This window comes from Methylobacterium sp., assembly GCF_028290105.1.
Lineage (GTDB): Bacteria > Pseudomonadota > Alphaproteobacteria > Rhizobiales > Beijerinckiaceae > Methylobacterium.
Genome location: NZ_JAQGKL010000189.1, coordinates 1 through 20,333, shown reverse-complemented (window position 1 = coordinate 20,333; position 20,333 = coordinate 1). Strand labels below are relative to the sequence as shown.

Sequence of the window (20,333 nt, the reverse complement as noted above, 5' to 3'; positions counted from 1 at the left end):
CCTCGACGATGGCCCCTCCCCGACCTTGAGCTTCGGACCATGAATCTCGGGACGCATGCCGGGTACATCCTCGGCGCCTACGCCTTCACCGCCCTCGTCGTGGCCGGCCTGATCGTCCACGCCCTGCGCGATCATCGCGCCCAGAAGCGGGCGCTCGCCGGCCTGCAGGACGGCGCGGGAGAGCGCCCATGAGCGAGCCAGTCCTGGACACTCCGGCACCCGCACGCCGCTCGCTCCTGGTGATCCTGCCCCTCGTCACCTTCGTCGTGCTCGCCGCGATCTTCTTCCTGCGCCTGCGTTCGGGCGCCGACCCGGCGGCGATTCCCTCCGTCCTGATCGGCAAGCCCGCGCCCGCCTTCACCCTCCCGGCACTGCCGGGCCTGTCCGCCAACGGCACTGCCGTCCCAGGGCTGGCGCGCGCCGATCTCCTGGGCGGCGTCACGGTGGTGAACTTCTGGGCGTCCTGGTGCGCGCCCTGCCAGATCGAGCATCCGCAGCTCATGCGGCTGGCGCGCGAACCCGGCGTGCGGCTGGTGGGGATCGACTACAAGGACGCGCCCGAGAACGGCCGCCGCTTCCTGACGCGCAACGGCGTACCCTTCCAGGCGGTCGGCATGGACACGGACGGCCGCACCGGCATCGATTTCGGGGTCTACGGCGTGCCCGAGACCTTCATCATCGGGCCGGACGGTACGATCCGCGACAAGCTCGTCGGCATCGTTACCCCGGAGAACTATGCGGGCGTGCTCGACAAGATCCGGGCCGCTGCGCGCTGAGACGCTCGGCGCCGTCGTTTTCCAGAGCCCGGCTCAGTCTTCAGCGCGTGGCGTTGATCAGGCGGCGATACTCGCGCTCGGGCACCCCGTAGCTGTCGCCGGCCGCAGCGTTCAGCTTCTCCCGGTCGAGCACCTGGATATGCGAGCGTCGGGCCTTGATCGCCCCCCCGCCCTCGAGATTGTGGATCGCGGTGGTGACCCCCGGCCGGCGCACGCCGAGCATCGTCGACAGGAACTCGTGCGTGACCGGGAACTCGTCGCCCTCGATCCGGTCGTGGCACATCAGCAGCCAGCGGGCGAGACGTTCCTCGAGCGTGTGGCTGCCGTTTGAAAGCGCGGTATCGGCGGTCTGGAGATGCGCCACGTAGGCGTAATGGGCAAAGACCCGGCGCAGGCTGTCCCGCGTCTCGATCAGGCTGCGAAAGGCGTCGCATTCCACCCGGAGCGCCTCGCCCTCGATCTGCACGAAGGTCTCGTGCGGCGTCCGGTCGACGTCGAGCAGCAGGGGCACGCCCACCAGCCCTTCCGGCCCGGTGATGCACACCTCGATCCGCCGTCCTTCGGGCGTCGTGGCGACCTCCGAGGCGATCCCGCATTCCAGGAAATAGGCGTGCGTGATCGGCTGGTTGGCGGGGATGAGGACGTCCCAGCGCGACAGGACGATGGGCTCCACAACCGCCCTTACGGCGTCATAATCGTTCCCGTCGAGGATGCCGAGAAGCTGATTCCGGACGTATCGCTGTGACGGCACCGACATGAAATGTTGCGGCTCGATGGGGCAGCCGTCCAAAGTGTTGCTGCTCTGAGATTGGGACGGACGTCTCTCATATCCGGATCGACGTCTTAGGGAACCTTGATCCAGTAGTTTGTACAATGTCGTACAATCGATTTAATCGGCGCTTGGTTCGTTCTTGCGCCGAATGGTATGATCTCACACCCTTGGAAACGGGATCGTGGCGAGCACGTTGCCCGCTTCGTCGGTGATCTCGAAGCTCCGCAAGCTCCAGCGCCGGGCGCTGCCATAGGTCTCGGGACGGCCCAGGATGTCGCGGATGATCTCCAGGGCCAGATCCCGCGCCTCGTCCAGATTCGGTAGTTCGTCGCCGTCCGGATCGACGATCAAGGTGTCCTGGTCGCGAATATTGAGGAAGTACCGAGGCATGTGTCTCGTCCGGCGCGCACCGGGGTCAGGCCGCATCGAGCGCGAGTCGAACGGCACCGCTTGGGCAACGCAACCTAACCGCTCTCGTCCTCACTGAAACCTCAGGCCTCGAGCCCCCAGGCCTCAAGCGCGTCCGATTCGCGGAGAGTTACGTAAGACTTGCTGAGTAGGGGTCACTTCAAAACAACAGCCTTCGGTTTCCGCTTAAAAGAAACTTCGGAAACGTTCGGTAAAAACACAATTCAGGATGGAATATCCTCGATAGAGATCCGTCGCCTGGAGCCATAATTGTCGAACTTGCATTGTTTGTAAATCTTGCAGTTGTGTCTGAATTTTTATCGAGAGTAATCTGTACGATATCGCACTAAACCGTACGGAAACATCCTATTCACAATACTCATCTGATGTGTCATGTGCGCTGGGTCGCCCGAATTGGATCGCGCTGCCGGGGATGATGCGCTCGGATTCCCGCTCTGAGATGGCTGGAGTTGTGACGTCGTTCGTCGTTCAATCTGACATTCGCAACCGGCTGCTTCGCGCGCTCTCGGCGCAGGATTTCGACCGACTTCGTCCCTATCTCGTCCGATGTTCTTTCGAGCAGGGCGCGATCCTCGAGGCGCCCGGCGAACCGGTTGCCGCCGTGCACTTTCCAGAGCCCGGAATGCTGTCCGTGGTGGCACACGCGACCGACGGAACTCAGGCCGAGGTAGCCATCGTCGGGCCCGAGGGCATGACCGGCCTTTCCTTGCTCAACGGCGTCGATGCCTCCCCCCACACCACCCTCGTGCAGGTTCCCTGCCGGACCCTGTGCATCGAGGCCGAGGCCTTCCGCCGGACCCTGACGGTCAGCCGGCCCCTGCACGAGCACCTGCTGCGCTATGCCCAGGTCTTCGCCGTGCAACTCGCGCAGGGCGCGCTCTGCAACGCACAATTCACCATCGAGCAGCGCCTCGCCCGCTGGCTCCTGATGTGCCACGACCGCGCCGACCGCGAGGATCTCCCCCTCACCCACGAACTGCTGTCGCTGATGCTGGGGGTGCGCCGGGCGGGCGTGACCACGGGCCTGCGCATGCTCGAACTCGCCGGCGCCCTGAAGACCCGGCGCGGCGGCATCGGAATCCGCGATCGCGCGGTCCTCATGGCGATTGCCGGGGCCTGCTACGGGGTTCCGGAAGCCGAGTACGCCCGCATCCTCGCCTGCGCCTGAAGGGGTTCTGTCCGTCGAACGGCGTCAGACCGGACCGGCGCCGGGCTCCTTGCGCTCGTGGCGCATCAGCAGGGGCGTCTGGGCGAGCGCGAAGGCGATCGTCAGCGGCATGATGCCGAAGACCTTGAAGCTGACCCAGAAATCCTCCGTCTGGGTGCGCCACACGACCTCGTTGATGACGGCGAGCACGAGGAAGAACAGGCCCCAGCGGAAGGTGAGCTTGCGCCAGCCGTCCTCGGTCAGAGCGAACATCGAGTCGAGCACCACCGAGAGCAGGGACTTGCCGAAGGCGAGGCCGCCGAGCAGCACGAGGCCGAACAGCGTATTCACGATGGTGGGCTTCATCATGATGAACGTCTTGTCCTGCAGGGCGAGCGTCAGCCCGCCGAACACCACCACCACGACGCCCGACACCAGCGGCATGATGGGCAGCCGCCGCATCAGCGCGTAGTGGATCGCCAGCGCCACCACGGTGGCGGCGATGAACACCCCGGTTGCCACGAACAGCTTCTGGTCCGGGTGTACGCCGAGGCGCTCGGCATAGGCGTTGCCGAAGAAGAAGATCATCAGCGGCCCGAGCTCGAGGGCGAGCTTCAGAAGCGGCGGAAGGTGGCGGCGCGGGGGGACGGCTTCGATCTGCATGGGGTCCATCATAGAGAGGTCGCAACGCCGGCGGGCCGTGACAAGGCGTTTCAGCGGGTGCGGGTCGAGGTCAGTCCGCGTCCAGCCCCGCGATGGCGCGGGCGAAATCCCGCGCCGCGAAGGGCTCCAGATCCTCGACGCCCTCGCCGACGCCGATGAAGTGCACGGGCAGGCCGAACTTGGCCGCCAGGGCCACAAGGATGCCGCCGCGCGCGGTGCCGTCGAGCTTGGTCATCACGAGGCCGGTGACGTTGGCGGCCTTCGAGAACAGCTCGACCTGGCTGAGCGCGTTCTGGCCGACGGTGGCGTCGAGGACGAGCAGGACGGCGTGGGGCGCCTGCGGGTCGATCTTGCGGATCACCCGCAGGATCTTCTCCAGTTCCGCCATCAGGCCGGCCTTGTTCTGGAGCCGCCCGGCGGTATCGATCAGGAGGACGTCGGTGCCTTGCGCCTTGGCCGCCTCGTAGGCGTCGTAGGCGAGGCCCGCCGCGTCGGACCCTTGCGCGCGGGCGATCACGGGCGTCTGCGTGCGTTGGCCCCAGACCTTGAGCTGCTCGATGGCCGCCGCCCGGAAGGTGTCTCCGGCGGCGAGCATGAGCGAGTGCCCCTCCGCCTTCAGCTTCAGCGCGAGCTTGCCGATGGTGGTGGTCTTGCCGGCGCCGTTGACCCCGATCATCAGGATCACGAACGGCTTCTTCGATGTATCGATGCTGAAGGGGATCGCCACGGGGAGGAGCGCGCGCTCGACCTCGGCCGCCAGGATCTCGCGGACCGCGTCCGGCGAGATGCCCTTCTCGTAGCGGCCCTTGCCGACGGCCTCCGAGATCCGCATCGCGGTCTCGATGCCGAAATCGGCCTGGATCAGGGCATCCTCGAGCTCCTCCAGCGTATCCGCATCGAGCTTGCGCTTGGTGAACAGGCCCGTGACCCGCTCGGTCAGCGCCGAGGAGGTGCGCTTCATGCCCCCCGTCAGCCGGCTCCACCAGCCGCGCTTGGCCTCTTCCGCGCCCGCTTCGGGCTCCGGCATGAAGATCTGTGTCGAGACCTCCGGTTCGGGTTCGGGCTCGGGAGCCCGCGCGGGTTCGGGCGCGAAGGCTTGCGTCGTGGTGTCGGCGGCCTCCGCGCCGCGGCCCGGGTCGTCCCCGGCGGTGCCCGCGGGCGGGCGCTCCTCGGCTCCCTCCACGGGCTGGAGATCGGCGCCTTCGAGCTCGTCGGGAACGGCATTCTTTGCCCCCGTGCCCTCGCCCGGCTCGCCCGGGGGGGGCGGGACGTGGGAGACATCCGTCGCGGCGGTGGCGAAGTCCGGCTGGCCCTCGGAGAGGGAGGCGGGCGACTCGAGGGGCGGGGCGACGGGCTCGACCACCGGTTGGGGAACGGGCGGCGAGGCGGGCTTGGGGTCCGGCGGCTGCACGGGCACCGGCTCGGGGCGCGGCTCCTCCTTGGTGCCGAACACCTTGCGCAGCAGCCAGCCCGGCCTCTTGTCGTCGCTCATTCCCACTTGCTCCCCGGACCCGGCATGGTTAGCGCGAGGGCATGCCCCCTTCCGATGCCCTCGTAACAGACATAGGCGCGCGCCTCCTCTACCGCGATGCCCTGGTGCTCGTCATCGACAAGCCGGCGGGTTTGCCCGTCCATCCCGGGCCGAAGGGCGGCGAGACCCTCACCGATCACCTCGATGCCCTGCGCTTCGGCCTGCCCCGGCGCCCCGAGGCGGCCCACCGCCTCGATCGCGACACCTCCGGCTGCCTGGCGCTCGGGCGCCACGCCAAGGCTCTCGCTCGCCTCAACAAGCTGTTTGCGGCGAGCGGCACGGTGGAAAAGACCTACTGGGCCCTGGTGGAGGGCGGTCCGGCGCAGGATTCCGGCGCGATCGACCTGGCGCTGGCCCGCCGCTCCGACGATCCGCGCTCCTGGTGGATGAAGGCCGACCCGGCCGGCGATCCCGCCCTGACCCGCTTCTCCGTGATCGGGCGCGGCGATGGCCTGACCTGGCTCGCCCTCTCGCCGGTCACCGGGCGCACGCACCAGCTCCGCGTGCATTGCGCCGCGATGGGCTATCCGATCCTCGGCGACCCGATCTACGGCTCCGGGCCCCGCCATGGTGGCCCCGGCCTGCAGCTTCACGCCCGCGCCCTCAGCCTGCCGCTCTATCCGAAGAAACCGCCCATCCGTGTCGAAGCGCCCGCCCCGGCGCATATGCGGGCGGGACTCGCGGCATGCGGGCATGGGGACGACGTCACGCTCACCCCGTGAGCACGCGGCGCGTCCAACGATCCCCTGCGCAGACGTCCCTCTCACACGGCGATCAGCAGGCGCCCGTCATGGCCCGCGATGGTCACGTCCCGAAAAACACCCGCCGGGGTGTCCGGTGCCAGGCGCACGGGCGTGAATCCCTCGGTTCGCCCGAGGCCGCCGCGTTCGGTGAGCACCCGGTGGGTGCGGCCCACCTCCCCCGCCAGATGCGCCGCCAGCGCCGTGGCCCCGGCCTCCCGCAGGCGGGCGGCCCGCGCACGCACAACTTCGCCCGGCACGGGCGGCATCCGCGCGGCGGGGGTGCCCGGCCGGGGGGAATACGGAAAGACGTGGAGGTGCGTCAGCCCGCAATCGGCCACGAGGTCGAGGGATCGGGCGAACTGTGCCTCGGTCTCGGTGGGAAAGCCCGCGATCAGGTCCGCGCCGAACACCGCGTCGGCGCGCATTCCGCGCACAGCCTCGCAGAAACGGATCGCGTCGGTGCGGGCGTGGCGCCGCTTCATCCGCTTCAGGATCAGATCGTCGCCGGCCTGCAGCGAGAGGTGGAAATGCGGCATCAACCGCGCCTCGCCGGCGATCGCCTCCATCAGGGCCCCATCCGCCTCGATGGAATCGATCGAGGAGAGGCGCAGGCGCCCGAGCCCCGGTACGCGGGCGAGGATGGCCTGGACGAGGCCGCCGAGGGTCGAGCCGACGATGAGATCCCGGCCGTACGCGGTGAGGTCGACGCCGGTGAGTACCACCTCGCGCCCGCCCGCCTCGACGATGCGCGTCACCTGTTCGACCACATCGCCCAGCGCGACGGAGCGGGAATTGCCGCGGCCGAAGGGAATCACGCAGAAGGTGCAGCGGTGGTCGCAGCCGTTCTGCACGGGCACGAAGGCGCGGGTGTGCCCGGCCATGCCCGCGATCCGGGTGGGCGCGGCGTGGCGCACCGCCATGATGTCGTCCACCTCGGCGCGCGCCTCCGGCGGGCCCGGCCGGGACCAGGTGTCCGCCCGGCTCTTCGCGTCGTTACCGACGAGTCGGGCGACCTCCGGCATCGCGGCGTAATCGGCGGTCTCCACCTGCGCGCCGCAGCCCGTCACCACGATCTCGGCGGCCGGCCGCTCGCGCGCTAGCCTGCGGATGGCCTTTCGCGCCTGGCGCCCGGCCTCCGCCGTCACCGCGCAGGTGTTGACGATGACGAGGTCGCGGGTGGCTGCCCCCGTCTCGGCGTGCCCGCGCATCACCTCCGACTCGACGGTGTTGAGGCGGCAGCCGAATGTCAGGGTCTCCACCGCCATATCAGTTCGGGTCTTCGCATGCGGCGCCGTCCGGCGAGAAGATGTCGGGCGGGAAGCTGCCGTCCCATTCCAGCGCCACCGGTCCGGTCATCAGCACGTGGTCGTCCGCGCGCCACTCGATGACGAGGTCGCCGCCGGGCAGGCTCACGGTGGCGCCCCGCCCGATCATGCGCAGGCGCGCGGCCGCCACGACGCTGGCGCAGGCGGCGGTGCCGCAGGCGAGCGTCAGCCCGGCGCCGCGCTCCCAGACCCGCAGCTTGATCCGGTCCGGCCCCAGCACCTGCGCGATCGAGATGTTGGCGCGCTCGGGGAAGATCGGATGGTTCTCCAGCATCGGGCCGATGCGGGCGAGGTCGTAGGTGTCGGGGTCGCGCTCCACGAAGAAGATCGCGTGCGGGTTGCCCATGTTGACGACGCCCGGGGAATGCAGGACCGGATCGTCGATGGGACCGATCTGGAGTTCGATCCGGCGGGTATCCTGGAACGGCTCGGCCAGGGGGATCTCGTCCCAGGCGAGCTTCGGCCGGCCCATGTCGACGGTGAAGGAGCGCTCTGAGACGCGCTTGACGCCCACCAGACCCCCTTGCGTCTCCAGGGTCAGCCGCCCGCTCTCGGCGGGGCGCGCCATGGCGGGGTCGTCGAGCATGGCGTAGGCGACGCAGCGCGTGCCGTTCCCGCAGGCGCCGGATTCCGAGCCGTCGGTGTTGTAGATGCGCAAGGACGCGTCGGTGCCGGGCGCACGTGGGTCGTGGATGACCATGAGCTGGTCGAAGGCCGAGCGCGGATGCCGCGCGATCGCGCGCGCCTCCTCCGCCGAGACCCGGGCGGACGTGCCGCGCAGATCCAGCACCACGATCCGGTTGCCGGCGCCGTGCATCTTCAGGAACCGTCGGTGGGCAAGCTCGCTCATGCGGCCGTGTCTCTGTCCTTGTCGCCGGGTTGGAGGCCCGTGAGGGCTATAGGCCAAAGCAACCGCTCGCGCACGGGGCCGGCGCGCGCTGCGGCGTTGCAGAAGCGCCGCGCCGGATGCGCTTCGTGCGGACCGGCACCGGCGGCGTCTCGCCGGCCCGTGCCATCGCGACTACGGTGTCTGGATGGTCCGGGGCCCGTCCGATTCGGCGGCGCCCGGCCTCAGCGACCTTCCGGAGTCCGCCCCTTGACCCGCCCTCGTCCCACGTTGCTCGCCGGGTGCCTCGCTCTCTCGGTCGCCTGCGCCGCCCCGGTCCATGCCCAGGCGCCGGCCGCGACGCCGCAGCCGCCGGCCGCCACGAACCCGCTGCCGACCACCACCAATCCGGACCCGAAGAATCCCGCGATCCCGGATATCCCGGTTCCGGCGCAGGCCGGTGCGGCCCCCTCGGCCACGCCACCGGCCGCGCCCCGCCAGACCCTGGTGGCGACGCCGGGCGATGCCAACGACGTCGACGAGGTCTCGCTGCCCGCCAAGCCCGCCGCGATCCTCGCGGGGCGCGCCAAGTGGGAAGAGGCGGTGCCGAGCCTCAAGGCCGCCTTCCAGCGCATCGAAGCGGATCTCGCCAAGGCCGGCATCCAGCCCGTCGGCCGGCCGATCGCGGTCTTCGCCAAGACCGACGACGACGGCTTCCAGTACGACGCGATGATCCCGATCGCGGCGATGCCGGACCCCAAGCCCGCGGAATCCGACGGCCTGCGCTTCGGCACGACGCCGAGCGGGCGGGCGCTCCGCTTCCCCCACAAGGGCTCCTACGACGAGATCGACGGCACCTACGAGACCCTGACCGCCTATCTCGATGCCAAGGACGTGGTGGTGCAGGACAAGTTCATCGAGGAATACGTCACGGACCTGAATGACAAGGCGGACGAGAAGCTCGACGTGAACATCTACGCGCTGCCGAAATAGGGCGCCGTCACAGGAGGCTCATTTGTTCCCGGGGCGCGGTATGCCGGCCGCGTTCCAGCGCCAGCAGGAAGCGCTTGGTCTCGAGGCCGCCGGCAAAGCCCGTCAATGCACCCCCGGCGCCGATCACCCGGTGGCACGGCACGACGATGGGCAGTGGATTGGCGCCGTTGGCCGCCCCCACCGCCCGGCTCGCGTTCGGTCGACCGATGCGCCGGGCGAGTTCGCCGTAGGCGATCGTTTCGCCGGGCGGGATTTCCGTGAGGGCCTGCCAGACCTGAAGCTGGAACGGCGTGCCGCGCGGGGCCAGCGCGAGGTCGAACCGCGTCAGGCGCCCGGCGAAATAGGCGCCGAGCTGGGCTCGCGCCTCCGCGAAGGCCGCGTCGTCCCGGTGCCAATCGGATTTGGGCGTCACCGCGCCCTTGCCCGACGGAAAGCCGATGCAGGCCAGCCGCCCATCCACGCCCGCGAGGACGAGGGGCCCGATCGGGCTCGCGAGGATCGTGTAGCGGGTCTCGGACATGGCGAAGGGTATCACGCCACCGCGCCGGTGCCCGCTCCCGCCCACAGGCAATAGGGGAACGGGCACCGGCGTGCGCGACGCCCTCTACTCCGCCGCCTCGCTGTACGCGTCCACCGGCGGGCAGGAGCAGACGAGGTTGCGGTCGCCGTAGGCGTTGTCGACGCGGTTGATCGGCGGCCAGTACTTGTCCATCCCGAGGCTGCCCGAGGGGAAGCAGGCGGCCTCGCGCGAGTACGGGCGCTCCCAGGTGCCCACGAGATCGCGCACGGTGTGGGGCGCGTGCTTCAAGGGGTTGTTCGCCCGGTCCATCCGCCCGTCCTCGATGGCGCGGATTTCCTCGCGGATCGCCAGCATGGCCTCGCAGAAGCGGTCGATCTCGCCCTTGGTCTCGGATTCGGTGGGCTCGATCATCAGGGTGCCGGCCACCGGCCAGGACATGGTCGGCGGATGGAAGCCGCAATCGATCAGGCGCTTGGCGATGTCGTCGACGCTGATGCCGGCGCTCTTCTGGAAGGGCCGCACGTCGATGATGCATTCATGCGCCACACGCCCCTGCGCGCCGGAATACAGCACCGGATAGGCGCCCGAGAGGCGAGCGGCGATGTAGTTGGCGTTGAGGATGGCGATGCGGGTCGCCTGCGTCAGTCCGCGCCCGCCCATGAGCAGGACGTAGCTCCAGGAGATCGGCAGGATCGAGGCCGAGCCGTAGGGGGCGGCCGAGACCGCGCCCTCTTCGCCCGTCCGCGGATCGGAGGGCAGGAACGGGATCAGGTGCGCCTTGACGCCGATCGGGCCCATGCCGGGGCCGCCGCCGCCATGGGGAATGCAGAAGGTCTTGTGCAGGTTGAGGTGGCTGACGTCGGCGCCAATGTCGCCCGGCCGGGCGAGACCCACCAGGGCGTTGAGGTTGGCGCCGTCCAGGTAGACTTGCCCGCCATGGGCATGGACGATGTCGCAGATCGCGCGGACCTGAACCTCGAACACCCCGTGCGTCGACGGATAGGTGATCATGCAGGCGGCGAGCTTTTCGCCGTGCAGGTCCGCCTTCTTCCGGAAGTCGGCCAGATCGACATTGCCCTGCGCGTCGGCGCCGACCACCACGACGCTCATGCCGCACATCTGTGCCGAGGCGGGGTTGGTGCCGTGGGCCGAGGACGGGATGAGGCAAACGGTGCGGTGTGCCTCCTCCCGCGACAGGTGATAGGCCCGGATGGCGAGCAGACCCGCATATTCGCCCTGCGCGCCGGAATTCGGCTGCATCGAGATCGCGTCGTAGCCGGTGATGGCGCAGAGTTTATCGGACAGATCGTCGATGAGCGCCCGGTAGCCGAGGGCCTGGTCCGCCGGCACGAAGGGGTGGATCTCCGCGAATTCCGGCCAGGATACCGGGAGCATCTCGGCGGTGGCGTTGAGCTTCATGGTGCAGGAGCCCAGCGGGATCATCGCCCGGTCCAGCGCCAGATCGCGGTCCGCGAGGCGGCGCATGTAGCGCGTCATCTCGCTCTCGGCCCGGTTCATGTGGAAGATCGGATGCGTGAGATACGGGGATGTCCGCACCAGGGCCTCGGGGATGCGGGCCTCGGGCCAGGTCTCGTCATAGGCGAGGTCCGTCGCCCCGAAGGCGCGCCACACCGCCTGGAGGATGTCCGGCCGGGTGCGCTCGTCCAGGGTGATGCCGATGCGGTCGGTGCCCACCTTTCGCAGGTTGACGCCGTTGGCCACGGCATGAGCGAGGATCAGGCCCTGGAACGCGCCGACCCGCACGGTGATCGTGTCGAAGAAGTGCTTCGGCTCCACCGTGAACCCGAGGGTCTCCAGGCCTGCGGCGAGGCGCACCGCGTCGCGGTGGACACGGGCCGCGATGGCTTTCAGCCCGCGGGGGCCGTGGAACACCGCGTACATGCCGGCGATGACCGCGAGCAGCACCTGCGCGGTGCAGATGTTCGAGGTCGCCTTCTCGCGGCGGATATGCTGCTCGCGGGTCTGGAGCGCGAGGCGATAGGCGCGGTTGCCGCGCGCATCCACCGAGACGCCGACGAGGCGCCCCGGCAGGGTGCGCTTGTGCGCATCGCGGGTCGCCATGTAGGCGGCGTGCGGGCCGCCATAGCCCATCGGCACGCCGTAGCGCTGCATGGAGCCGATGGCGATATCGGCGCCCATCTCGCCCGGCGACGTGAGGAGCGTCAGCGCCAGCGGGTCGGCCGCCACCACGGCCACCGCGCCGGCCGCGTGCAGGGCCGCGATGGGCTGCGTCAGGTCCGAAATCCCGCCGCAGACGCCGGGATACTGGAAGATCGCGCCGAAGACTCGGGCGGGGTCGAGATCGGTCGCCGGATCGCCGACCACGATCTCCCAGCCGAGGGGCGCCGCGCGGGTACGCAGAACCGCGATGGTCTGGGGCAGGCACTCGGCATCGACGAAGAACGCCGTCTTTCCGTTCGCGGAAATGCGCTGGGCCATGCCCATGGCCTCCGCCGCGGCGGTGGCCTCGTCCAGCAGCGAGGCGTTGGCGATGTCGAGGCCTGTCAGGTCGCAGACCAGGGTCTGGAAGTTCAGGAGCGCCTCGAGGCGGCCCTGGCTGATCTCGGGCTGGTAGGGCGAATAGGCGGTGTACCAGGCCGGGTTCTCGAAGATGTTGCGCTGGATCACCGGCGGCATCGTGGTGCCGTGGTAGCCCTGGCCGATCAGCGACACGAGGAGCCGGTTGCGGTCGGCGATGCCGCGCATGTGCTCGATGACCCGGCGCTCGGTCATGGCGACCCCGAAATCCAGACGCTCGGCCTGGCGGATGTCGGCCGGCAGGGTCTCGTCCATCAGGGCGTGCAGGCTTTCGGCGCCCACGACGCCGAGCATCGCGTCGATTTCCAGCGTCGTCGGGCCGATATGGCGGCGGTTGGCGAAGTCGTGGGGGTCGTAGCGGTCGGTGGTCATGGGGACCTCGGGTGTCCGAAGATATGGGGTGTGCCGGCGTGCCATCCCCCGCGAACGGGAGCGGGTTTCGCGCTACTTCGCGAAGTCCGCGTAGGCCGCCTCGTCCATCAGCCCATCGAGGCTGGCGGGATCGTCGAGGCGGATGCGGTAGAGCCAGCCGGCCCCCTGCGGATCGGCGGCCACGCTGGCGGGGTCGGCGACCGCCGCCGCGTTGACCTCGGTGACCTCGCCCGAGACCGGCGCGTAGACGTCCGAGGCCGCCTTCACGGACTCGACCACCGCCGCCGCCTCGCCCTTGGTGAGCTTGGCCCCGACCTTCGGCAGTTCGATGAAGACGAGGTCGCCAAGTTGCTCCGCGGCGTGGCTGGTGATGCCCACCGTGGCGACGTCGCCGGTGCAATCGAGCCACTCGTGCTCGTCCGTGAACTTCCGCATCGATCTCTCCTGAGTGTGGGAAACAGCCTGGGTGTGGAAAAACAGGTCCGGTCAGGCGCGCTTGAAGCCCGCCGGAACGAAGGGCAAAGCCGTCACCGCGAGGGCGAGGCGCTTGCCGCGCACCTCCGCGAACACGCGGGTGCCGGGCGCGGTGAGGGCGGCGGGCAGGTAGCCCATGGCGATGGGCGCCTGCAGGCTCGGCCCGAAGCCGCCGGAGGTGACGTGGCCGACGGGCTCGCCGGTCTCGTCGCCGAAGAGTTGTGCGCCGGCCCGCACGGGCGCCGGGCCCTCCGGGCGCAGGCCGACGCGTCGGCGCGCCGGGCCTTTCTCCAGGGCGTCGAGGATGCGCGCGGCGCCGGGAAATCCACCCGCCCGGGCGCCGCCGCGACGGCGAACGCGCGGGATCGCCCAGGACAGACCGGCCTCGACCGGGTCCGTGCTGGAATCGATGTCGTTGCCGTTCAGGCACAGGCCCGCTTCGAGGCGCAGGGAATCGCGGGCGCCGAGCCCGATCGGCCACACGGCGGGGTCGGCCAGCAGCGCCTCGGCCACGGCTTCGGCCCGGTCCTCCGGCACGGAGATCTCGAAGCCGTCCTCGCCCGTGTACCCGGAGCGTGTGACGAGGGCGGCGGTGCCGAGGAGGTCGAGGGCCCTCACGTCCATGAAGCGCATGGCCGAGACCTCGTGTGCCGAGACCTCGTGTGCCGAGCCCTCGGGTGACAAGCGCGCCAGGGCCGCCTCGGCGCCCGGCCCCTGAAGGGCGATGAGGGCGCGTGCCAGCACGGCGACGTCGCAGGTGTCCGACAGGTGGGCGCGCAGGTCGGCCTCGTCGGCGGCCTTGTTGGCGGCGTTGACCACGAGGAGGAGGCTGTCGCCGCAATGCGCGACCATGAGGTCGTCACGGATGCCGCCCGTCTCGTCGAGGAGCAAACCGTAGCGCTGGCGACCCGGCTTCAGGCCGAGCACGTCGATGGGCAGGAGGGTCTCCAACGCGCGCGCCGCGTCGGCGATGTCGCCCGAGCGCGGCGTGAGCCGGATCTGGCCCATATGCGACACGTCGAACAGGCCGGCCGCGGACCGCGTGTGCAGGTGTTCCTTGAGCAGGCCCGCCGGGTATTGCACCGGCATGGCGTAGCCCGCGAACGGGACCATCCGGGCCCCGTGGCGCAGGTGGAGCGCGTGCAGGGGCGTGCGGGCAACGTCCTGGGGGATGGGATCAGCGGACATCGGGTCACTCCACGACGAAAAGCCTCCGGAAGCTCGACTGAGCGTTTCCGGCTGCCCCCATCTGTCGCGGTTACCTGAGAGCTTCTCCCCAGGCGCCTGAGCGCCCGAAGATTTCTCCTTCGGTGGACGCCGTCAGGCGCCTCTCTCCAGATTGTCCGACGATACGGTGATTGTGCCTGAGAGTTTCCGGGGGTGGTTGCTCCGTCGGCGCCATGATCGAAGTCGATCGACCTGGGCTCTCCCGTATCGCCATTACTGACGGGTCCAAGGTTTCACATTGCACTGCGTCAGGCAAGGCGGTGCTGCCGGCCCGCGCGTTACGCTTGCGCCGATCCGTCATTCGGACCGTATTCCCGCGCGCTTCCCCTGGAACCCTCCGACTCGACAGGGATTCCTTGTCCATGCCGATCGCATCCGGGCACGACCTCGCCGGCCCCCGCCCCCGCCGGACCCGCTCCACGAAGGCCATTCCGGCGGAGATCGATCCCGCGCTGACCGACAAGGCGCTGGCGATCCATGCGCGCCTCTGCCCGGTCTACGGTTGCCCGATTCCCTACTTCCACAGCCTCGATCCCTTGAGCGAACTCGTCTCGTCGCTCCTCTCCCACCGGACCCGCAACGCCGAATCGGGCCGTGCCTTCAAGGCCCTGCGGGCGCACTACCCCGATTGGGAGGCGATGCTCACGGCCCCCGTCGGCGAGATCGAGGCGACGATCGCGGGCGTGACCTGGCCCGAACTGAAGGCGCCGCGGCTCCAGGCGATCCTCGCCACCGTGCGCGCGCGCCACGGCAGCCTCACCCTCGACTTCCTGCGCGACATGACGGTGGACGAGGCCAGGGCCTGGCTGGAAGCGATCCCGGGTGTGGGGCCGAAGACCAGTGCGGCGGTGCTCTCCTTCAGCGTCCTGCGGATGCCGGCCCTGCCGGTGGACAGCCACCACCACCGGGTGGCCCAGCGCACCGGATTGATCGGCCCCCGGATCGATGTCGGCCCGGCCCACCCGCTCCTGCGGGCACAGCTTCCGGCGGATTGGAGCGCGCAGGCCCTCTACGACAATCACGAGGTGCTGATGCTGCACGGGCAGCACGTCTGCCATCACCGCAATCCCGCCTGCGGGCGCTGCGTCCTCCTCGATCTCTGTCCCGAAGGCCAGGCACGCACGGGCGGAGGCGGGACGATCCGCGAGCCCTGACGGGTAAGTCTTGACCGGTCCCGGCGCGGCGTCCAGAAACCGGCGCTCGGCAGCGCGGCCCCGCGTTCTCCGCCGCCTCATCCCCATCCGCACGAGGACCCCGCGCGATGACCGCGTTCAAGGAACTGGTGTTCTCGGGCGTCCAGCCGACCGGGAACCTGCATCTCGGCAACTATCTCGGCGCCATCAAGCGCTTCGTCGAGATGCAGGCGCGCGACGCGCAGTGCCTGTACTGCGTGGTCGACATGCACGCGATCACCTTGTGGCAGGACCCGGCCGCGCTCAAAGGTCAGATCCGCGAGGTCACCGCCGCGTTCCTGGCCGCCGGCATCGATCCGAGGCGCTCGATCGTCTTCAACCAGTCCCAGGTGCCCCAGCACGCGGAGCTCGCCTGGATCTTCAACTGCGTCGCGCGGCTGGGCTGGCTCAACCGCATGACCCAGTTCAAGGACAAGGCCGGCAAGGACCGCGAGAACGCGAGCGTCGGGCTTTACGCCTACCCGGTGCTGATGGCTGCCGACATCCTGGCCTACCGGGCCACGCACGTGCCCGTGGGCGAGGACCAGAAGCAGCACCTCGAACTGACCCGCGACATCGCCCAGAAGTTCAACAACGACTTCTCGGAGTCGATCGCGGCCCACGGGCACGACGCGGGCGAAGGGTTCTTCCCCGTCACGGAGCCGCTGATCGGCGGCCCGGCCGCCCGGGTCATGTCGCTGCGCGACGGCACCAAGAAGATGTCGAAGTCGGACGCCTCCGACAATTCGCGCATCAACCTCACGGACGATGCCGATTCGATCGCCGCCAAGGTGCGCAAGGCTAAGACCGACCCGGACGCCCTCCCCTCCGAGGTCGCGGGGCTCGCCGGACGCCCCGAGGCGGACAACCTCGTGGGCATCTTCGCGGCCCTGAAGGACGTCTCGCGCGAGGACGTTCTGCGCGACTACGGCGGCGCACAGTTCTCGGCGTTCAAGGGGGCGCTCGTCGAACTCGCCGTCGAGACCCTGGCGCCGCTGGGATCCGAGATGAAGCGCCTGGTCGCCGATCCGGCCGAGATCGACGCGGTGCTGGCCGACGGCGCCGAGCGGGCCGAGGCCATCGCGGCCCCGACCCTCGATGCGGTGAAGGACATCGTCGGCTTCGTTCGGCGCGGGCCGCGCCTGCGGGCGGTCTGAGGCGACGCGCCCTCTCCCGCCGACGGGAGAGGGCGGCCGTGTGGCTTCAGCTTTCGCCGCGCGCGACCCGAGCCTCGTATTCCGGCAGTTCGAGCTGGCCTTCCTTCGCGACGCGGGCCTTGTCCTCGTCCGAGATCACGTCGCCCACCATGTCGAGGCGCTTCCACAGCGCCAGCGGGGTCTCCTTGTCGGGGGTCGGGACGTAGCGGTTCTGCGCCACCTTCTGGTACTTGTGGATGTAGCGCGGGCAGTTGACCCAGGCCTTGGTGACCTCGACGCGCACGAGGTACTTCGCCTCGGTGTACTCGGCCATCAGGGGGTCGTCGCGCAGCATCCGGGCATGACCCTGGACACGGACCCGGTGCGGGGTCTCGAAGTCGATGAACAGCAGGCCGACCTTGGATTGACCCTCGATGTTGCCCATCGAGTACCACATGCCGTTGCCGTCGAAGCCCGGGAATACGATCGTGTGGGAATCGAGCACCTTCACGAAGCCGGGGCTGCCGCCCTTGTAGGAGACGGTGGGCATGCCGTCGGGATCGACGGTGGACAGGAAGAACATGTCCCGGCTGCCGATGAAGGCCGCCTCGTCCGTGCCGACCTCGTCGTGGACCCAGCCGGTATCCAGGCGCTCGGCGAGCTTGACGGTCTTGTACTCCTCCTGCAGCGCGCGATGCGCGTCGTAGTAGAGCGATGCCATGGGTGTCCTCCGCGTTTCGGCCGCTCTTAACCGGGCGGCCGTTGGCCGGGATGATTGCCGGGTTTCACGAAGATCACAACGGGGGACCTTCCCTTCCCCGCTGTGGGAGAGGGTTCGCACGCACGAAAAAGCCGACCCCGCTTTCGCAGGGCCGGCTTCGTCCGTCACGGGCAGCCGGGCTATGCCCGGCCGAATTCCCAAAAGCTGAGTTCGCGGATCAGTTCTTGGACTTGTCGACGAGGGCCTTCTCGGAGATCCACGGCATCATGCCGCGCAGCTTGGCGCCGACTTCCTCGATGGGATGGGCGGCGAGCTTGGCGCGCGTGGCCTTGAACGAGGTCTGGCCGACCTTGTTCTCGAGCATCCAGTCGCGGGTGAACTTGCCCGACTGGATGTCGTTGAGGACGCGCTTCATCTCGGCCTTGGTCTCGGGCGTCACGATGCGCGGGCCGGTGACGTATTCGCCGTACTCGGCGGTGTTCGAGATCGAGTAGTTCATGTTGGCGATGCCGCCCTCGTAGATGAGGTCGACGATGAGCTTCACCTCGTGGAGACACTCGAAATACGCCATCTCGGGAGCGTAGCCGCCCTCGACCAGGGTCTCGAAGCCGGCCTTGATCAGCTCGACGAGGCCGCCGCAGAGCACGGCCTGCTCGCCGAACAGATCCGTCTCGCACTCTTCCTTGAAGGTGGTCTCGATGATGCCGGCCCGGCCACCACCGTTCGCCGAAGCGTAGGACAGGCCGAGATCGTGGGCGTTGCCGGAGGCGTCCTGCGCGATGGCGATCAGGGTCGGCACGCCGCCGCCCTTGAGGTACTCGCCGCGCACGGTGTGGCCCGGGCCTTTCGGAGCGACCATGAGCACGTCGAGATCCTTGCGGGGCTCGATGAGATTGAAGTGCACGTTGAGGCCGTGGGCGAACAGGAGGGCGGCGCCCTGCTTCATGTTGCCTTCGAGCGACTCCTTGTAGATGTCGCCCTGCAACTCGTCGGGGGTCAGCATCATGACGACATCGGCCTGCTTGGCGGCGTCGGCCACGTTCATCACCTTGAAGCCCTCGTGCTCCGCCTTCTTGGCGGTGGCCGAGCCTTCGCGGAGCGCGATGACGATGTCCTTGACGCCCGAATCGCGGAGGTTCAGCGCGTGGGCATGGCCCTGGCTGCCGTAGCCGACGATGACGACCTTCTTGCCCTTGATCAGGTTGAGGTCGGCGTCACGATCGTAATAGACCCGCATGGCGGTACCTTCTCTTTTCTCTCGATTTGGCATGAGTGCGCTCCGGCGCCCTCATCTGAAACGACATCCGCGCGGCCGTGCGATCCGCGCAGCTTTTAGCGAGGCGATCCCCTTGACGGAAGGGGAATTGTCGCATGCCCGGTGCTTTGCCGGATGTCTTCGGTCGTCAGGCAGCTTCAGGCCGGCAAAGTCAGCCCTTCGCGGGCGAAGACCGCACGCACGGCGGGCCGCTCGGCCATGGCCCGGGCGTGGGTGGTCCAGGCGGGGAAGCGCTCCGCCATGTCGAAGCCCAGGGCCGGGCCGCGGCCCCAGGTCCAGAACAGCAGCAGGTACGGATCGGCGATCGTGTAGGCGTCGCCGACGGCCCAGCCGCCGTTGGAGAGTTTGACTTCCGTCATGGTGAAGAGGTCGCCACAGGTCTCCGCACCCTTGGCCTGGATGCCCGGAAAGGCTGATTCGTCGCCGGTATAGCGTTCAGCCCGGCGGATATGCGCGTAGGCGATGTGGTGGCCGGTGGACAGCCAGCCGAGCCACTCGTCGACCCGGGCCTGGTCGCGCGGTGCCTGTGGCCACAGGCCGGCTTCCGGATGCGTGCGGGCGATGTGGCGCAGGATGGCGGTGTTCTCGGTCAGCACCCAGTCGCCCTCCACGAGGGCCGGCACCCGGCCGCGCTCATTGACGGCGAGGTATGCGGCCGCGCGCTGGTCACCCTTGGCGAGATCGAGTCGCATGGTCTCGTAGGGCGCGCCGGTTTCTTCGAGAGCGATGTGGGAGGCCAGCGAGCAGGCGCCGGGGGCGTAGTAGAGCGTGGTCATGACGTCCTTCCAGGCTGGTTCAATCGGCTTCCAGGCCGAGCAGCGCAACGGGTCTGTCCCTATCTTAGGTCAGCGTATTCTCTGGCACGTGGCCCATAGGGCGCGAGAATACGCTTCCGCCGGTCGACTGACCGAACCAGGGCCGTCAGACCGGCTCGTCCTCGCTGAGACGAGCGGGAAGCCTCGCTCTTCTCGGCCACGGATCGCGATTTCGGGCGATCGGACAAACGGTCCCTCGCTCGGTCACGGCATCCATTACAGAGGCTGAGACGAGGAGGGCGGGCCCGATACCATCCCGCTCGGTGCCACCCACCGGCGGGACATCGACGAGAACGAAATTACCGGCGCGGAAGACACCCCCGGTGTGGGTCGTCGTCACTGACGGTTTCCGAGCCGCGATCCGGACCCCTTTGCATGGTTTACGGCTCGTGGTGAGGGCCGAGGCGCTTCGCGTCCGCCCCTCTTTCGACAAGCGTGATGGATCGAACACGCCGCTCGACCTCGACGGATCATCCGTCGGCGAACCCGTGCTTCGTCCCGATCACGGCGGGGACACAGATGACGAGGTCGCCGCCGAATCGCGTCGGCTTCGCTTCCATCGCTCGATCCCCATTCCCATGGTCGCCGTGGCACGGACTGCCATGCCCGATCTACATCGCCTCCGCGCCGCGCCCCATGGCGGCAATCCCGGTCCGGGAAATCTCGACGAGGCCGATGACCGTCATCAGGCCGATGAAGCGGTCGATCTCCTCCGTCGTGCCGGTGACTTCGAACACGAAGGAGTTCAGGGTCGCGTCCAGGGTCTTGGCGCCGAAGGCGGCCGCGAGGGTGAGCGATTCGGTGCGGTGCTCGCCGGTGCCCGCCACCTTGACGAGGCAGAGTTCGCGCTCGAGGG

The 20,333-nt window shown here is 68.9% G+C and carries 21 protein-coding genes and 1 riboswitch; of the genes, 7 read left to right on the top strand and 14 right to left on the bottom strand.

Annotation, left to right across the window (positions count from 1 at the left end):
• Nucleotides 1-39 precede the first annotated feature (39 nt).
• Together ccmD and JWQ05_RS13640 are read left to right on the top strand one after the other, a co-directional pair.
• On the top strand, nt 40-192 hold the full coding sequence (gene ccmD, locus JWQ05_RS13645; RefSeq protein WP_299659101.1) for a heme exporter protein CcmD: 153 nt from the start codon (nt 40-42) through the stop codon (nt 190-192).
• Nucleotides 189-776 carry a DsbE family thiol:disulfide interchange protein gene (locus JWQ05_RS13640; protein ID WP_299659098.1) on the top strand — a complete coding sequence of 196 codons (588 nt, stop codon included), beginning with the start codon at nt 189-191 and terminating at the stop codon, nt 774-776. Before ccmD ends, JWQ05_RS13640 begins: the two co-directional genes overlap by 4 nt.
• Nucleotides 777-816: 40 nt before the next feature.
• Here the strand turns inward: JWQ05_RS13640 and JWQ05_RS13635 are convergent, their stop codons facing one another.
• Nucleotides 817-1,533: a Crp/Fnr family transcriptional regulator gene (locus JWQ05_RS13635; RefSeq protein WP_299659095.1), complete on the bottom strand. Its 717-nt coding sequence runs from the start codon at nt 1,531-1,533 to the stop codon at nt 817-819.
• A 174-nt stretch (nt 1,534-1,707) separates the two neighbouring features.
• A complete protein-coding gene (locus JWQ05_RS13630) occupies nt 1,708-1,938 on the bottom strand; it encodes a hypothetical protein (protein WP_299659092.1) in 231 nt (76 codons plus the stop codon).
• Between the two features lie 451 nt (nt 1,939-2,389).
• Here JWQ05_RS13630 and JWQ05_RS13625 point away from each other — a divergent pair, with 451 nt between their 5' ends.
• Nucleotides 2,390-3,145, top strand: coding sequence for a Crp/Fnr family transcriptional regulator (locus JWQ05_RS13625; RefSeq protein ID WP_366944599.1), 756 nt, complete (start codon nt 2,390-2,392; stop codon nt 3,143-3,145).
• A gap of 24 nt (nt 3,146-3,169) precedes the next feature.
• Here the strand turns inward: JWQ05_RS13625 and JWQ05_RS13620 are convergent, their stop codons facing one another.
• Nucleotides 3,170-3,787, bottom strand: a complete 618-nt coding sequence (locus tag JWQ05_RS13620; protein ID WP_299659087.1) for a septation protein A — start codon at nt 3,785-3,787, stop codon at nt 3,170-3,172.
• A 70-nt stretch (nt 3,788-3,857) separates the two neighbouring features.
• A complete protein-coding gene (gene ftsY / locus JWQ05_RS13615; protein ID WP_299659085.1) occupies nt 3,858-5,279 on the bottom strand; it encodes a signal recognition particle-docking protein FtsY in 1,422 nt (473 codons plus the stop codon).
• A gap of 41 nt (nt 5,280-5,320) precedes the next feature.
• On the opposite strand from ftsY, the gene JWQ05_RS13610 reads away from it, so the two are divergent.
• Complete coding sequence (locus JWQ05_RS13610) at nt 5,321-6,040, top strand: RluA family pseudouridine synthase (protein ID WP_299659082.1); 720 nt, start codon at nt 5,321-5,323, stop codon at nt 6,038-6,040.
• Between the two features lie 41 nt (nt 6,041-6,081).
• Here JWQ05_RS13610 and mtaB read toward each other — a convergent pair whose 3' ends face one another.
• Nucleotides 6,082-7,326, bottom strand: coding sequence for a tRNA (N(6)-L-threonylcarbamoyladenosine(37)-C(2))-methylthiotransferase MtaB (gene mtaB, locus JWQ05_RS13605; RefSeq protein WP_299659079.1), 1,245 nt, complete (start codon nt 7,324-7,326; stop codon nt 6,082-6,084).
• 1 nt (nt 7,327) lies between these two features.
• Entirely contained in the window at nt 7,328-8,236 is a 909-nt protein-coding gene (gene dapF / locus JWQ05_RS13600) for a diaminopimelate epimerase (protein ID WP_299659076.1), read from the bottom strand.
• Between the two features lie 246 nt (nt 8,237-8,482).
• Between dapF and JWQ05_RS13595 the strand changes: the two genes are divergently transcribed.
• Nucleotides 8,483-9,205, top strand: coding sequence for a GyrI-like domain-containing protein (locus JWQ05_RS13595; RefSeq protein WP_299659073.1), 723 nt, complete (start codon nt 8,483-8,485; stop codon nt 9,203-9,205).
• 7 nt (nt 9,206-9,212) lie between these two features.
• On the opposite strand, the gene JWQ05_RS13590 is transcribed toward JWQ05_RS13595, so the two are convergent.
• The 4 genes from JWQ05_RS13590 to gcvT all read right to left on the bottom strand — a co-directional run bounded on the left by JWQ05_RS13590 (nt 9,213) and on the right by gcvT (nt 14,318).
• Nucleotides 9,213-9,725, bottom strand: a complete 513-nt coding sequence (locus tag JWQ05_RS13590; protein WP_299659070.1) for a methylated-DNA--[protein]-cysteine S-methyltransferase — start codon at nt 9,723-9,725, stop codon at nt 9,213-9,215.
• An 84-nt stretch (nt 9,726-9,809) separates the two neighbouring features.
• Entirely contained in the window at nt 9,810-12,656 is a 2,847-nt protein-coding gene (gene gcvP, locus JWQ05_RS13585) for an aminomethyl-transferring glycine dehydrogenase (RefSeq protein WP_299659068.1), read from the bottom strand.
• 72 nt (nt 12,657-12,728) lie between these two features.
• On the bottom strand, nt 12,729-13,091 hold the full coding sequence (gcvH, locus tag JWQ05_RS13580; protein WP_299659066.1) for a glycine cleavage system protein GcvH: 363 nt from the start codon (nt 13,089-13,091) through the stop codon (nt 12,729-12,731).
• Between the two features lie 51 nt (nt 13,092-13,142).
• Entirely contained in the window at nt 13,143-14,318 is a 1,176-nt protein-coding gene (gcvT, locus tag JWQ05_RS13575; protein WP_299659063.1) for a glycine cleavage system aminomethyltransferase GcvT, read from the bottom strand.
• A 154-nt stretch (nt 14,319-14,472) separates the two neighbouring features.
• Nucleotides 14,473-14,572, bottom strand: a riboswitch (glycine riboswitch).
• Nucleotides 14,573-14,719: 147 nt separating this feature from the next.
• Here gcvT and JWQ05_RS13570 point away from each other — a divergent pair.
• On the top strand, nt 14,720-15,511 hold the full coding sequence (locus tag JWQ05_RS13570; protein WP_299659061.1) for a Fe-S cluster assembly protein HesB: 792 nt from the start codon (nt 14,720-14,722) through the stop codon (nt 15,509-15,511).
• A gap of 107 nt (nt 15,512-15,618) precedes the next feature.
• Entirely contained in the window at nt 15,619-16,686 is a 1,068-nt protein-coding gene (gene trpS, locus JWQ05_RS13565) for a tryptophan--tRNA ligase (RefSeq protein WP_299659059.1), read from the top strand.
• 46 nt (nt 16,687-16,732) lie between these two features.
• Here the strand turns inward: trpS and JWQ05_RS13560 are convergent, their stop codons facing one another.
• The 4 genes from JWQ05_RS13560 to ilvN all read right to left on the bottom strand — a co-directional run.
• Nucleotides 16,733-17,386, bottom strand: coding sequence for a pyridoxamine 5'-phosphate oxidase family protein (locus tag JWQ05_RS13560; protein ID WP_299659057.1), 654 nt, complete (start codon nt 17,384-17,386; stop codon nt 16,733-16,735).
• A gap of 217 nt (nt 17,387-17,603) precedes the next feature.
• Complete coding sequence (gene ilvC, locus JWQ05_RS13555; protein ID WP_299659054.1) at nt 17,604-18,623, bottom strand: ketol-acid reductoisomerase; 1,020 nt, start codon at nt 18,621-18,623, stop codon at nt 17,604-17,606.
• 176 nt (nt 18,624-18,799) lie between these two features.
• Nucleotides 18,800-19,438: a glutathione S-transferase gene (locus JWQ05_RS13550; protein ID WP_299659051.1), complete on the bottom strand. Its 639-nt coding sequence runs from the start codon at nt 19,436-19,438 to the stop codon at nt 18,800-18,802.
• A gap of 650 nt (nt 19,439-20,088) precedes the next feature.
• On the bottom strand, nt 20,089-20,333 hold a 245-nt coding region (gene ilvN, locus JWQ05_RS13545), incomplete at its 5' end, for an acetolactate synthase small subunit (RefSeq protein ID WP_299659048.1).

Coding starts and splice junctions, on each gene's coding strand:
- JWQ05_RS13560 (WP_299659057.1), bottom strand. CDS start 17,386: ATGGCATCGCTCTACTACGACGCGCATCGCGCGCTGCAGGAGGAGTAC.
- JWQ05_RS13625 (WP_366944599.1), top strand. CDS start 2,390: ATGATGCGCTCGGATTCCCGCTCTGAGATGGCTGGAGTTGTGACGTCG.
- gcvP (WP_299659068.1), bottom strand. CDS start 12,656: ATGACCACCGACCGCTACGACCCCCACGACTTCGCCAACCGCCGCCAT.
- JWQ05_RS13550 (WP_299659051.1), bottom strand. CDS start 19,438: ATGACCACGCTCTACTACGCCCCCGGCGCCTGCTCGCTGGCCTCCCAC.
- JWQ05_RS13610 (WP_299659082.1), top strand. CDS start 5,321: ATGCCCCCTTCCGATGCCCTCGTAACAGACATAGGCGCGCGCCTCCTC.
- trpS (WP_299659059.1), top strand. CDS start 15,619: ATGACCGCGTTCAAGGAACTGGTGTTCTCGGGCGTCCAGCCGACCGGG.
- ftsY (WP_299659085.1), bottom strand. CDS start 5,279: ATGAGCGACGACAAGAGGCCGGGCTGGCTGCTGCGCAAGGTGTTCGGC.
- JWQ05_RS13590 (WP_299659070.1), bottom strand. CDS start 9,725: ATGTCCGAGACCCGCTACACGATCCTCGCGAGCCCGATCGGGCCCCTC.
- ccmD (WP_299659101.1), top strand. CDS start 40: ATGAATCTCGGGACGCATGCCGGGTACATCCTCGGCGCCTACGCCTTC.
- gcvT (WP_299659063.1), bottom strand. CDS start 14,318: ATGTCCGCTGATCCCATCCCCCAGGACGTTGCCCGCACGCCCCTGCAC.
- ilvC (WP_299659054.1), bottom strand. CDS start 18,623: ATGCGGGTCTATTACGATCGTGACGCCGACCTCAACCTGATCAAGGGC.
- gcvH (WP_299659066.1), bottom strand. CDS start 13,091: ATGCGGAAGTTCACGGACGAGCACGAGTGGCTCGATTGCACCGGCGAC.
- JWQ05_RS13570 (WP_299659061.1), top strand. CDS start 14,720: ATGCCGATCGCATCCGGGCACGACCTCGCCGGCCCCCGCCCCCGCCGG.
- JWQ05_RS13620 (WP_299659087.1), bottom strand. CDS start 3,787: ATGCAGATCGAAGCCGTCCCCCCGCGCCGCCACCTTCCGCCGCTTCTG.
- dapF (WP_299659076.1), bottom strand. CDS start 8,236: ATGAGCGAGCTTGCCCACCGACGGTTCCTGAAGATGCACGGCGCCGGC.
- JWQ05_RS13635 (WP_299659095.1), bottom strand. CDS start 1,533: ATGTCGGTGCCGTCACAGCGATACGTCCGGAATCAGCTTCTCGGCATC.
- JWQ05_RS13640 (WP_299659098.1), top strand. CDS start 189: ATGAGCGAGCCAGTCCTGGACACTCCGGCACCCGCACGCCGCTCGCTC.
- JWQ05_RS13630 (WP_299659092.1), bottom strand. CDS start 1,938: ATGCCTCGGTACTTCCTCAATATTCGCGACCAGGACACCTTGATCGTC.
- mtaB (WP_299659079.1), bottom strand. CDS start 7,326: ATGGCGGTGGAGACCCTGACATTCGGCTGCCGCCTCAACACCGTCGAG.